Below are 12,084 nucleotides of genomic sequence, written 5' to 3'. Positions count from 1 at the left end.
TCTTCCCATTCCGAACAGAGAAGTCAAGCCCGCCAGAGCCGATGGTATTGCCGTAACAGGTGGGAGAGTAGGTCGGTGCCTTTTTTAATACGAAGCCCCTTCAGGAAACTGGAGGGGCTTTTCTGTTGTGAATACTTTCCAGAGGTACTGGCTTATGGAGTTAGCGAATATCTCATTTCTATGACCTTATTTCTCGCATCTAATATCTATCTTTGCATTCACAATGGGTACATTATTAGATAATGGCGTTAAGCCTTACAATCACTACGGAGCATATTTAAAAGAGAAGTATAATGGACAACGTGTCTTCAAAGTTATCGTGGATGGAAATTTTACTTGTCCGAATAGAGATGGTAGCAAAGGCTACGGTGGTTGTACCTATTGTAATGTGGATTCTTTTACACCAGATACAGCAAGAAAGATTCCTAGTATCAGAGAGCAGGTAGAAAATGGCATTGAACGTGCGCGTAATAGCTATGCTGCTGAAAAATTCATTATTTATTTTCAGCCGAATACGAATACTTATGCCCCGACACATTTGTTGAAGATGATGTACGATGAGGCTTTAAGTATAGATCCTGAGAACACGGTTGGTCTCTCTGTTGGGACACGGCCCGATTGTTTGGATTTTGAGAAGATCCAGTTATTGGAGTCTTATACCGATCGATTGGATGTGGATTTGGAGATGGGGATGGAGTCGATTTACGATGATACCTTAGAACGTATTAATAGGGGGTGTTCACATGGCGAATTTTTAAGTACTATGAAGTTGCTTGAAGGGACTAAACTTGAACTCTGCGTACATACTATTTTTGGTTTTCCTTGGGAGACAGAAGAGATGATGTTGAAGTATGCTGATGAGATTAATAGACAACCTCACATTAAGTTTGTCAAGCTTCATCACTTACATATTGTTAAGGGATCTATTATGGGGGCCAAATTTAATAAAGAGCCCTTTAAGTTGTTCGATATTGAGGATTATACTGATTTTTTAGCCAGATTTATTCCTCTTTTGAGACCAGATATTATTATCCAGCGTGTCTTCGGTATAGCGGATAAGGAGTTGTTAATTGCTCCAAATTGGGGTTTCCCAAAATCTAAGATCCAAACCTACATAGATAAAGGTTTAGAAAGTAGAGGTGTTAAACAAGGGGCAATGTATCTCGTGTAGAAAATGCCGTTTTTTGAAACTTATTTTCACCATTATCTAGGTTGAGTTACATCTGTTCAAGATGTAAGCGAAATTTATTTTCTATTCTTTATAATTTTCTGCTTTTTATTTTCTTTCTTTGTGTAATACTTATGAAAAACAGAGTAGCTTTTCTCCCTTGAGGAAAGTTATTCTAACATCTAATTTTGTTCGTTCATTAGCTAGTTACAGAATTTGCTTAGCGTTACAGTGCCCTGTTTATTCGGGCTAATGTTTTGGGCTATATGTTAATAGCTATTCTTTAAGGATTGTATTCTTCTAGTTAACGGAATTCTAGATGTTTTACATTGGTATGTGATGATTAATTGTTTTTTGTTTCATCGTAAAGCATATCGAAATTATGAAGTGGTTATCTTTTTTTGTGTTGACAATGGGGATTTCGCTCAATGCATTCTGCCAAGCTGTTGACAAAAAGGTTTTTATCCTTGATGAAATTCGGGAGATAAGCGAAAGTGAAGCTTTGATTATTGATTCGGACACGCTGATTTTTGGTCCAAATGCCGAGTTGTCGGTATTTGGTATTCTTGAAGTAAAATCTTCTTATATTATTTTTGCTCCTTCCGCGCGCTTAGAGGGCACTGGAAAAATGCTTATTATGCCTCCTACCAATAGTGATAAGGGGGATATGCAGACACCCACGTGGATTGATGGAAATGGAAATTACAGTGTTAATATTAAGATCGAGGTTTATAATCCAGGCGGGATTGAATTGGGAAGATTAACCCATGAATCTTTGGACGAAGAGAAGTCTATATCGAATAATTTTTATTCAGGAGCAAATTTTAGCTTGATGGACGATGGGATTTGTATTGCATTAAATGGTAATTGTTTTACCCTAGGATTTGATGCTATTCTTGAAAACTCCTCTCCCAATCGAATGGTGATTTCTGGGAATAATGTGAACTCAATATTCTCAAAAAAAGTACGAGGTAATACTATCTATAGTTTTTCCATAGGTTTGAAGAAAGGTGATTATAGTCCGATTGTCGTAGAGCCTGAAATAGATGCTGAACTTTTTGTCAGTGTATTTACTGAATCGGGAGTTAATGGATCTCTATCATTTCCAAAGAAGGCTGGTGGACTGGGAAGGATTTGGGGCGTGCACGCAGATCATAATGTGCGTACAAGTTATGTTTTTGAACACAGTACGGGCGATACTGAAGGGGGAATAGCTAGTGAGGACATGGAGATTTATCAGTTTTCAGATACCAAAGAATGGCATTTGACAACAACCGAGTATTTAGGTGCCGAAAAACACCAAACGAAAAATTTAGCAAGCATGCGTGCAGGAGCTGCTAAAAATTATTTTTCTAAGTTCGGGAAAGTCAGAAATGGACCGCAGTCTGCGGATGACTATATAGCCGTCAAGAAGGGCCAATCCGCACTGATTTCGATATTGGCAAATGACAAAGGGGGGGATGGTAAATTGCTTTTAGAAAAGACGCAAATAGTCGAACAACCTATTAATGGAACGGTTACTTTGTCATCTACAGGCGAGGCTGAATACCAGCCAACTGCGGGTTTTATCGGTTCCGATCTTTTTGTCTATGAGGTGGTAGATGAGTTTGGCCTTGTTTCTAGGAGTACAGTTTATATTGCGGTAGAAGGAGAGGGAATTTTTACGCTGAGTAATGTGGTGACGCCAAACGGAGATGGATATAATGACAAATTGGTTTTTGTTTCAGAAGAGCAGTTTATGAGTTTGGAACTCACTATTGTCAATCGTTGGGGGGATCGTCTCTATCACAATAGTTCTTATGATAATAGTTGGGATGGTGCCGGACTAAGTGGGGGAACATATTATTATGTGATGAAAGCAAAACGGCACAAAGGTGATGTTGTTAACCAAAAAGGTTGGATTCTATTAACGAAATAAAAAAGCGACAAATAGTCGCTTTTTTATTATTTCTCTAGGATAGACTTTAAGTCTGCAGGAGAGTAATTGATAGACTTGAGCGTTTTATGGTCGCCTTCTCGGAAAACGAGAAACTTGCCATCTACTTCTTTATAATACGAATCGACCCCTTTTTCCTTATAATGTGCTTGTGTAGCAATCGCTTCTTCTTCATTTTTGCATGCTTTACTCATATTAGAGCGTTGCACCTCTTCAAATAGTGTGTTGAATTTGTCTTTTAGTCCGAATTCAAGGATAGCTCCTGATAGTACATATTGTATATCACAAAGTGCATCAGCAATCTCAACAAGATCCTTAGCTTGAATAGCTTCTTTGAGTTCTTTTAATTCTTCTTCAATCAGGGAGACCCTTAATTTGCATCTGCTTTCTGAAGGGATCTGAGGAGTATCTAGTATAGGATGTTGAAAAGTTTTGTGAAACTCAGCAACGGAAGTAAGAGTTTTAGGGTCTGTCATTTTTTGTTTTTAATTAATTTATAAAAATACTAATCTTTAACCGTATTCTATAGCCTTCATAAAAAACTAAAGTCCCGATTTATTCGGGACTTTAGTTCTATTTTATCAAGTGTTTTAATTGAATAAGCTCACGTTCTTCCAGATATCTCCAACGCCCTCTTGGTAAGTCTTTTTTCGTTAAACCTGCATATACAACACGATCCAGTTTTATAACCTCGTATCCTAATGATTCAAAGATACGACGTACAATTCTATTTTTCCCAGAATGAATTTGTATTCCAATTTCACGTTTTGAAGCTCCTTGTACGTAACTTAAGTCATCTGATTTGATAAAACCATCTTCAAGCTCTAGACCGAATTCGATTTTGTTGAAATCTCCTTGAGTCAGACTTTTGTTAAGTTCGATCTGATAGATTTTAGTGATATTGTTTTTAGGATGGGACAGTTTATCGGCTAGGTTACCATCGTTGGTCATCAATAGTAGACCTGTTGTATTTCTATCTAAGCGACCGACAGGATATATTCTTTCCTTAGTGGCTTTTGAAACAAGCTCCATAACGGTACGGCGTTCTTGTGGATCGTCCGTTGTTGTGATATAGTCTTTTGGTTTGTTTAATAACACATAAACCATTTTCTCACGTTTTAGACGTTCGTTATTGTAGCGGATTTCGTCTTTTGCAGGATCTACCTTAGTGCCTAATTCCGTAACGGCTTCACCGTTTACAGTGATTACTCCAGCACTGATTAATTCATCAGCTTTCCTCCTTGAACAGATTCCTGAGTTCGAGATATAACGATTAAGACGGATTAGGCCATCATCTTCTACTTCATGATTCGCTGGTTTGCGAGCTGGTTTGAACTTATGTTTATCAGAGTATTTGAAGTCATTATTATCTTTCTGTTCTTGATACTCATCATTGAATGTGCGTTTTCTACCTGAGCCAAAGTTTCTATTCTCTCTAGACTCACCATCTTTTGAACGATCAAATGTAGAGGAGCTTGGTTTATTGAATTTAGAAGGTCTTCCTGTTGATTTGCGGTCTTCAAATCTGTCTTTAGAGAAAGATGGCTTGTTGAAACTTCTATCGTTTTCCGATCTGTTTCTTGAGAACGAACCTTTATTGAAAGAGCTGCCCTCTTCGGATCTGTTTCTTGAGAATGAACCTTTATTAAAAGAGCGACCTTCTTCCGATCTATTTCTTGAGAATGAACCTTTGTTGAAAGAACTACCCTCTTCCGACCTGTTTCTTGAGAACGAGCCTTTATTGAAAGAGCGACCTTCTTCTGATCTGCTTTTGCCAAAATTGGATTTTCCAAATGAAGATTTTTCTTCTCTGTTGTCTTTTGAAAAAGAGGATTTACCAAAGCTTTCGCCTCTAGTATTTGTGCTTTTTCTTCCAGATCCCCCTTTGGATTTGAAGTTTTCTGAGTTGCTTCTTTGCTTTCTGGAGTTGTCATCCCGACTGTTCCTTTGATTTTTGAATGGCATAATTTTTAAATAAAAATAGAGGTACAAAGGTACTTAAAATAACCTAAATATAGATTTTTTTTTACATTCAATTTTCTTTGTTTAAAGAGTGTTAGAGCTTGATTTTTGAACTTTGCTTAGAATAACGGTTTTATAAGTGTTTGTTTTTTAGTCTAATAGTTTATATCTTTGGCGCTTCATAAATGGACCAAGCTATTTTTTGATCGACAGTTGTCGTGGATAGGGTAGCATTAAGGGAGTGAATGATTAAAAAAAAAGTATTATGTATTAGTGCAATTTTTTCGATAATGGTTTTGTCGAGATTGTATTCAAATCCACAACCGGATTCTTTTGAAAATCCGTTTAAAAAGTTGATGTTAGAGCATGCTGAGAAATTGAAGCATGAGAAGGCAAGTTTAACATCAGTATCAGAAGAGGATTATTTCAATTCTCTTACTTTCGCAAATGAAAGTATTCCTACGGAGCTCACCTCTGTGAAACAAAAGCTAGGGAAATACCTTTCCAAGTTTTCTTTCAAGAAGCAACAGTCTTATCAGATGCATAAGCAAGCGGACAAATTTCTTCCGCAAATTGCCGCTATTCTGAAGTCTTATGGTATCCCCGAAGATTTTAAGTATGTGCCATTGGTGGAAAGTGGACTAGATCCCCGCGTGACTTCCCATAAGGGAGCCGGAGGCTATTGGCAATTTATGCCTGCTACAGCGCGCCTGTATGGCTTACGCGTCAATGCGCAAGTCGATGACCGAGTAGATTTCTTAAAATCCACCCATGCCGCCGCACGTTATTTGAAGTCGCTTTACGAGGAGTTTGGGGACTGGACACTGGTGGCTGCGGCCTATAATGTAGGTGGGGGAAGTTTAAGAGCTTCGATACGCAGACAGAAAGAAAGTAACTACTTTAAACTACGTCTAAATGCCGAGACAGGATCCTACGTTTACAAGTTGGTTTCAGTGAAAGAAGTTATTGAAAATCCCGTAAAACACGGTTATCGGATTTAAAATTCTGATTTTAAGAGCTTAAAAATCAAGGGACATATATCGTATATGTCCCTTTTTTTTGCGTTGAACTTAAAAAATTAAGAAAGTGACGAAAGTCACTTTTATTCCCGTTTAATATCATTGGAATGTCAAATTTTTGTATTTACATTTATCTCGAAATCAAATATGAAATGTAATGCAGCTAGAGCAATTTAATTACGACAACAAGATTGTACGCAACTTCGGGATTGCTACAATTGTCTGGGGTATCGTCGGCATGTCTGTTGGTTTACTGATAGCAATGCAGCTGATATGGCCAGAGCTGAATTTTATGACACAGTATACCACTTTCGGTCGTGTACGTCCAGTACATACCAACGCGGTCATTTTCGCTTTCGTGGGTAACGCTATTTTTATGGGGGTATATTATTCCCTACAGCGGGTTCTGAAAGCCAGGATGTTTAGTGATGTACTTAGTAAAATTCATTTTTGGGGATGGCAACTAATAATTGTTGCAGCAGCTATAACGTTACCTTTGGGCTTAACGACTTCACACGAGTATGCGGAGATGGAGTGGCCTGTCGATATCGGGATTGCTGTGATTTGGGTGACTTTTGGTATTAATATGTTTGGTACCATTATTAAAAGGCGAGAACGTCACATGTACGTTGCTGTGTGGTTTTACATTGCAACTTTTGTGACTGTTGCTGTATTACATATTGTAAACTCCATTCAGTTGCCGGTAGGTTTCTGGAAGAGTTATTATGTTTATGCCGGCGTGCAGGATGCTTTGGTACAATGGTGGTACGGGCACAATGCCGTAGCATTCTTTTTGACCACTCCATTTTTGGGGATGATGTATTATTTCTTGCCTAAGATGGCCAATAGACCAGTCTATTCCTATAAGCTTAGTATTTTACACTTCTGGTCGCTCATATTTATTTATATCTGGGCAGGACCACACCATTTACTTTACACGTCTTTACCTTCATGGGTACAATCTTTAGGTGTTGTGTTTTCTATCATGCTGATTGCACCATCTTGGGGAGGTATGATCAACGGCTTGTTGACACTTCGCGGAGCTTGGGATAAAGTCCGTGCAGAACCTATACTGAAATTTATGGTGGTTGCGTTGACCTGTTACGGGATGGCTACTTTCGAAGGGCCAATGTTATCCTTGAAACAAGTAAATGCTATTGCTCACTTTACAGACTGGATTGTTGCACACGTACATATTGGTGCATTAGGATGGAACGGATTTATGACATTTGCAATCCTGTACTGGTTGATACCGCGTATTTATAAAACAGAGCTGTTTTCTAAAAAATTGGCCAATGTACACTTTTGGATAGGTACGTTAGGTATCTTATTCTATGCGATACCAATGTATTGGGCTGCTGTAGTACAAGGCTTGATGTGGAAAGAATTTACACCAGAGGGCGTTCTTAAATACCCTAACTTTCTGACTACTACTTTAGAGATTCTTCCAATGCACATGATGCGTGCATTAGGTGGTGCATTATATCTTTCTGGGGTTATCCTTATGACCTACAACTTGGTGAAGACAATGAAGTCTGGTAAGTTGATGGCAAATGAGCCTGCAGAAGCACCAGCTTTACTTCCTGTAACCGTTAGCGAGCGCTCTTCGCACCGCAGGTTAGAACGTAAACCAGTTCTTTTTATGGTAATAGCTTTGGTTGCTATTTTGATTGGTGGTATTGTGGAGATGGTGCCTACATTTATGATCAAAGATAATATCCCGACCATAAAGAGTGTTATGCCTTATACCGCTTTAGAGCTTCAGGGAAGAGATCTTTATATCAAAGAGGGATGTGTAAACTGTCATACACAAACGGTACGTCCTTTCCGTTCGGAGACGGCTCGTTATGGAGAGTATAGTAAAGCAGGAGAATTTGTATATGATCATCCTTTCCTTTGGGGCTCCAAACGTACTGGACCAGATTTACATCGTATAGGTGGTAAGTATCCTAATAAGTGGCACTTTGATCATATGTTGGATCCAACTATTACTTCACCGGGAAGTATTATGCCTCCTTACCCTTGGTTGATTGATCAAAAGTTGGATAATAGTACGCTTGTAGCCAAGATGAACGCAATGCGGATTTTGGGAGTTCCATATTCTAATGAGGATGTTGCTAATGCTGTTGCTAGTGCGGAGAAACAGGCAGAATCTATTGCCAAGGATTTAGCTTCTACGCAGGTAGAAATAAAATCTGATCGTGAGATTATTGCGCTTATCGCTTACTTGCAACGTCTTGGAACAGATATTAAGGCTGAACCTAAGACCACGGAAGAAGCAGTGGTAACAGAAAACTAGAAACTGAATGTTGTTCAATTAAGTTAAAGAGATATGTTTAAGCAAATAACAAACTTAAATGGTGATGAGATGTATTTAATCACATCGCTATGGATATTCATCGTTTTCTTTGCACTGGTTGGTATTATGTTGTTTTTTATGAAAAAGGACTACATCCAATATATGAAGGATATACCATTTGATGAGTCGGATAAGGAAACCAAGTGTTCATCTGAAGATAATTTGAAATTATGAGTTTATTTTTAATGGCAGCCGAACCTGTTGAAGGTGTTACCCAATGGAAGTTCGGGGCGGTCGATCTATATAGCGATATCCTGATCGTCGCATTAATCGTAGTAATGATTACGTTATTGTTCTCCGCACTGGTTGTACATAAAGCGATGAAATCCATCCTTCGTGTGACTATGCCAGAACTAGTTAGAGAAGAAGAAGCGCAAAAACGACTGGCCAAAGCTCATGGCAAAGGTAAGTGGGGTAGAATCTGGAACAACCTGTTAGAGCTTCGTCCAATCGATGAAGAAAAGGATATGGTTATTGACCATGAATACGATGGTATTCAAGAGTTGAACAATCCGATTCCAACTTGGTTTAACGTCTTATTTTACTCTACTGTTGTATTTGGTTTTGCTTATCTCTTAGTCTACCACGTGTTTGGCTGGGGATTGAACCAAGACCAAGAATATGCCCAAGAATTAGCCGTTGCTGAAAAAGCTAAGCAGGAATACCTCGCACAGGCTGCAAATTTGATCGACGAGGGCTCTGTACAGTTTGATCCTGCAATGGCACCAGCTGGTAAGGCAATATTCACGGCAAACTGTGTAGCCTGTCATGGTGCCGCAGGTGAGGGAGGGATCGGACCAAACCTTGCAGACAGATTTTGGATACATGGGGGAGAAATTAAAGATGTATTCAAAACAGTGAAGTATGGTGTTCCCGAGAAAGGGATGGTTCCGTGGGAGCAAACATTGACACCAGGACAGATTGCTGAGGTGAGTAGTTATATCTTAACACTGAGAGATACCAATCCTGCCAATGCAAAAGCTCCGGAAGGAGTTGAAGTTAAAGCTTACGAATCGGAAGGAGCTTCCGCTGATGCAGAAGAAACTCCAGCTGACTCAACTGTGAATAAATAGATTTTTACATCGTTTAATTTTTAGGAGCAATGGAAGCAGTAGTAAATGACAACGGACCCGTATTACCTTCGAAAGGGAAGAAGAGAACTTGGATATACGCTAAAAAACCATCGGGCAGTTTTTATAATGCGCGACAGTACGTAGGCTATAGTTTACTACTGTTTCTATTCGCTGCTCCTTTTATCAAGATCAATGGCAATCCATTTGTCATGTTCAACATAGTCGAACGGAAGTTCTCGATATTCGGGAATATGTTTTTCCCTCAAGACCTGCATATCTTCGTCTTCGGGACGTTGATTATCCTTGTTGGGATTGTTCTTTTTACTGCAATTTTTGGACGTGTCTGGTGTGGTTGGACCTGTCCTCAGACCATATTCATGGAATTGGTCTTTAGACGTATTGAATATTGGATTGAAGGCGATTGGACGCAACAAAAAAAGCTGAACAATGGTCCCAATACCGATGCACGTGCGTGGAAAAAGATGCTGAAGCACACTATTTTTATAGCTATTTCTTTTCTTATATCGAATATTTTTCTGTCGTATATCATCGGTATCGATGCACTGCTTAAGATCATCACTGATCCTATTGATAGTCATATCGGTGGATTGATTGCTATTATTATCTTTACCTCTTTGTTCTATGCTGTCTTTGCATTCGTGCGAGAGATTGTATGTACGACTATCTGTCCTTATGGTAGGTTTCAGGGGGTACTCCTTGATGATCAAAGTCTTACTGTGGCCTATAACGAAGAGCGTGGTGAGCCTAGGGGCAAACAGCGTAAAGGAGAGAATGATGAGCACAAAGGCGATTGTATCGATTGTAATTTATGTGTACATGTATGTCCTACAGGTATAGATATTCGAAATGGGATACAGCTTGAATGTGTCAACTGTACCGCTTGTATAGATGCATGTGATGCTGTAATGGAGAAAATCAATAAGCCAAAACGATTGATTGGTTTCTATTCATTGGGTCAGATCGAAGGAAAGAAAGGCTTTAAGAAAAGCCGCGTTCGACATATCATCTATGCTATTATATTATGCTTCTTGATGACCGGTTTTGGTTTTATGCTTTTTAATCGTTCATTAATAGGTGGTTCCTTGTTACGTGCGACAGGTAGTACCTACCAAATTCGGGAAGACGGAACCGTCAGTAATCTGTATACCTTAGAGCTGATTAATAAAAGTGGAAAGGAAATACCTTTTGAACTGGTTCCAGAAGATCGTAAATTAGCTATTCAGTTAGTTAATAATGTCGGTAAGTTATCAAAAGACGGCTCAGCAAAAATTAGTTTCTTCTTGATCGGAGAAAAAGGGGTTTTTGAAAAATACAAAACTGATGTTCGCGTACAGGTAGTTTCGGAAGGAGAGGTGGTCGAAAATCTTAAAACGACATTTATTTCACCTTCTGGGTCTTAAAATATAGTTGATATGAACTGGGGATTGAGAATAGTTGTTGGTTTAGGAACCTTTATGCTCTTGATTATGGGAGCAGGTATTTACATGGTGTCGCAGGATACCGATTCTCTTGTCGACGAAGACTATTATGAGAAGAGCTTGGTTTATGACGATGTTTACAAGCGAAAGCAAAATATGATAGACGATGATGTCAAACCTAAGTTACAATTGGATGGGGATACCCTCACTATTGTATTCAAAGGAGATATCAATAAAGGCGAAGTTAATTTCAAAAGACCTTCTGATGGTAGTTTAGATCTAAAAGTCCCTTTTTATACTCAATCAAATACCTTTCGATTACCTGTTTCAACTTTTTCAAAAGGCAATTGGACCTTGGAGGTTGTATGGGAGCATAACACACGTGCTTATTTCGATAGTCAGTCTCTGTTCATACCATAGTGGATTAATATGACCTATTACTATCTCGCGTTTTTCATGGGACTATTTGGTAGTATCCACTGTGCTGTAATGTGTGGGCCACTTCTTATAGCGATCCAAGGCAATCAACGGATTTCATGGCTACAGACATTCAATAAGCTCTTATACCAAATAGGACGTATTTTAACCTATGGAGCCTTAGGGCTTTTACTTGGCCTTATTGGCAATATCGCTTCTGTCCAAGGCTGGCAACAGTTCTTTTCTTTGATAACAGGTGTTATTTTAGTGCTGATAGGGTTATCCTACATTTTTGCGAAAAATTCAGCTGCTTTGGCTCAGTTTCAGACCCGTGCCATACAACCTTTTGCCCGTATGATGGGACGTTGGCTTTACAGACCCGGAGGTTCCTTTATCGCTGGCATACTGAATGGATTATTGCCTTGTGGTATGGTGTATATGGCCCTCGTTTCAGCAATGAATGCAGATGGTATTGGTGCAAGTTTTCAATTTATGCTCTTATTCGGCTTAGGCACCCTCCCTTTGATGTTACTTTTTTCTGTTGCCTCGATGTGGACAAAAAAGATGGTCAAAGTTAGATTTGCTACAATAATGCCTATACTATACCTATTAATGGGAATCTGGTTCATTTTGAGGGGAGCTAATCTCAACATCCCCTACCTCAGCCCGTTGTTGTATATCGAAGGAGCCATTAATTGTGCTTAATAAGTT

Annotated in this window: 11 protein-coding genes and 1 rRNA gene; 10 read left to right on the top strand and 2 right to left on the bottom strand. The window is 39.0% G+C overall.

Annotation, left to right across the window (positions count from 1 at the left end; all coding sequences use genetic code 11):
- The 3 genes from rrf to JKG61_RS21545 form a co-directional block, all read left to right on the top strand.
- Nucleotides 1-84 (top strand): 5S ribosomal RNA (gene rrf / locus JKG61_RS23410); the annotation flags it as partial.
- Nucleotides 85-223: 139 nt separating this feature from the next.
- Nucleotides 224-1,171, top strand: coding sequence for a TIGR01212 family radical SAM protein (locus JKG61_RS21550; RefSeq protein ID WP_202105079.1), 948 nt, complete (start codon nucleotides 224-226; stop codon nucleotides 1,169-1,171).
- Nucleotides 1,172-1,550: 379 nt separating this feature from the next.
- Nucleotides 1,551-3,086 (top strand): T9SS type B sorting domain-containing protein, encoded by a 1,536-nt coding sequence (locus JKG61_RS21545; RefSeq protein WP_202105078.1) that lies wholly within the window; start codon nucleotides 1,551-1,553, stop codon nucleotides 3,084-3,086.
- Nucleotides 3,087-3,112: 26 nt separating this feature from the next.
- Here the strand turns inward: JKG61_RS21545 and JKG61_RS21540 are convergent, their stop codons facing one another.
- Together JKG61_RS21540 and JKG61_RS21535 are read right to left on the bottom strand one after the other, a co-directional pair.
- On the bottom strand, nucleotides 3,113-3,580 hold the full coding sequence (locus JKG61_RS21540; RefSeq protein ID WP_202105077.1) for a pyrophosphohydrolase domain-containing protein: 468 nt from the start codon (nucleotides 3,578-3,580) through the stop codon (nucleotides 3,113-3,115).
- Nucleotides 3,581-3,677: 97 nt separating this feature from the next.
- Nucleotides 3,678-5,069, bottom strand: coding sequence for a pseudouridine synthase (locus JKG61_RS21535; protein ID WP_202105076.1), 1,392 nt, complete (start codon nucleotides 5,067-5,069; stop codon nucleotides 3,678-3,680).
- 353 nt (nucleotides 5,070-5,422) lie between these two features.
- On the opposite strand from JKG61_RS21535, the gene JKG61_RS21530 reads away from it, so the two are divergent.
- From JKG61_RS21530 to JKG61_RS21500, 7 genes are all read left to right on the top strand, one after another.
- Nucleotides 5,423-6,067, top strand: a complete 645-nt coding sequence (locus tag JKG61_RS21530; RefSeq protein WP_237249571.1) for a lytic transglycosylase domain-containing protein — start codon at nucleotides 5,423-5,425, stop codon at nucleotides 6,065-6,067.
- Nucleotides 6,068-6,242: 175 nt separating this feature from the next.
- The gene (gene ccoN, locus JKG61_RS21525; RefSeq protein WP_202105074.1) at nucleotides 6,243-8,384 is read left to right on the top strand and encodes a cytochrome-c oxidase, cbb3-type subunit I; all 2,142 of its coding nucleotides are present in this window, start codon (nucleotides 6,243-6,245) and stop codon (nucleotides 8,382-8,384) included.
- A 33-nt stretch (nucleotides 8,385-8,417) separates the two neighbouring features.
- The gene (locus tag JKG61_RS21520) at nucleotides 8,418-8,618 is read left to right on the top strand and encodes a hypothetical protein (protein WP_021071481.1); all 201 of its coding nucleotides are present in this window, start codon (nucleotides 8,418-8,420) and stop codon (nucleotides 8,616-8,618) included.
- The gene (locus JKG61_RS21515) at nucleotides 8,615-9,517 is read left to right on the top strand and encodes a cbb3-type cytochrome c oxidase N-terminal domain-containing protein (RefSeq protein WP_237249570.1); all 903 of its coding nucleotides are present in this window, start codon (nucleotides 8,615-8,617) and stop codon (nucleotides 9,515-9,517) included. Before JKG61_RS21520 ends, JKG61_RS21515 begins: the two co-directional genes overlap by 4 nt.
- A 29-nt stretch (nucleotides 9,518-9,546) precedes the next feature.
- On the top strand, nucleotides 9,547-10,938 hold the full coding sequence (gene ccoG / locus JKG61_RS21510; protein WP_202105073.1) for a cytochrome c oxidase accessory protein CcoG: 1,392 nt from the start codon (nucleotides 9,547-9,549) through the stop codon (nucleotides 10,936-10,938).
- 12 nt (nucleotides 10,939-10,950) lie between these two features.
- On the top strand, nucleotides 10,951-11,376 hold the full coding sequence (locus JKG61_RS21505; RefSeq protein WP_202105072.1) for a FixH family protein: 426 nt from the start codon (nucleotides 10,951-10,953) through the stop codon (nucleotides 11,374-11,376).
- A gap of 9 nt (nucleotides 11,377-11,385) precedes the next feature.
- Nucleotides 11,386-12,078, top strand: coding sequence for a sulfite exporter TauE/SafE family protein (locus JKG61_RS21500; protein ID WP_202105071.1), 693 nt, complete (start codon nucleotides 11,386-11,388; stop codon nucleotides 12,076-12,078).
- The last annotated feature ends 6 nt before the right edge of the window (nucleotides 12,079-12,084 follow it).

Origin of the sequence: Sphingobacterium faecale (genome assembly GCF_016746095.1) — a bacterium.
In the GTDB taxonomy this organism is placed as follows: Bacteria; Bacteroidota; Bacteroidia; order Sphingobacteriales; family Sphingobacteriaceae; genus Sphingobacterium; species Sphingobacterium faecale.
This window is presented reverse-complemented; position numbering and strand designations above follow the sequence as displayed.

Bases quoted from the DNA above. Each gene is read 5' to 3' on its own strand.
- JKG61_RS21550 (WP_202105079.1), top strand. From the start codon at position 224: ATGGGTACATTATTAGATAATGGCGTTAAGCCTTACAATCACTACGGA.
- JKG61_RS21545 (WP_202105078.1), top strand. From the start codon at position 1,551: ATGAAGTGGTTATCTTTTTTTGTGTTGACAATGGGGATTTCGCTCAAT.
- JKG61_RS21540 (WP_202105077.1), bottom strand. From the start codon at position 3,580: ATGACAGACCCTAAAACTCTTACTTCCGTTGCTGAGTTTCACAAAACT.
- JKG61_RS21535 (WP_202105076.1), bottom strand. From the start codon at position 5,069: ATGCCATTCAAAAATCAAAGGAACAGTCGGGATGACAACTCCAGAAAG.
- JKG61_RS21530 (WP_237249571.1), top strand. From the start codon at position 5,423: ATGTTAGAGCATGCTGAGAAATTGAAGCATGAGAAGGCAAGTTTAACA.
- ccoN (WP_202105074.1), top strand. From the start codon at position 6,243: ATGCAGCTAGAGCAATTTAATTACGACAACAAGATTGTACGCAACTTC.
- JKG61_RS21520 (WP_021071481.1), top strand. From the start codon at position 8,418: ATGTTTAAGCAAATAACAAACTTAAATGGTGATGAGATGTATTTAATC.
- JKG61_RS21515 (WP_237249570.1), top strand. From the start codon at position 8,615: ATGAGTTTATTTTTAATGGCAGCCGAACCTGTTGAAGGTGTTACCCAA.
- ccoG (WP_202105073.1), top strand. From the start codon at position 9,547: ATGGAAGCAGTAGTAAATGACAACGGACCCGTATTACCTTCGAAAGGG.
- JKG61_RS21505 (WP_202105072.1), top strand. From the start codon at position 10,951: ATGAACTGGGGATTGAGAATAGTTGTTGGTTTAGGAACCTTTATGCTC.
- JKG61_RS21500 (WP_202105071.1), top strand. From the start codon at position 11,386: ATGACCTATTACTATCTCGCGTTTTTCATGGGACTATTTGGTAGTATC.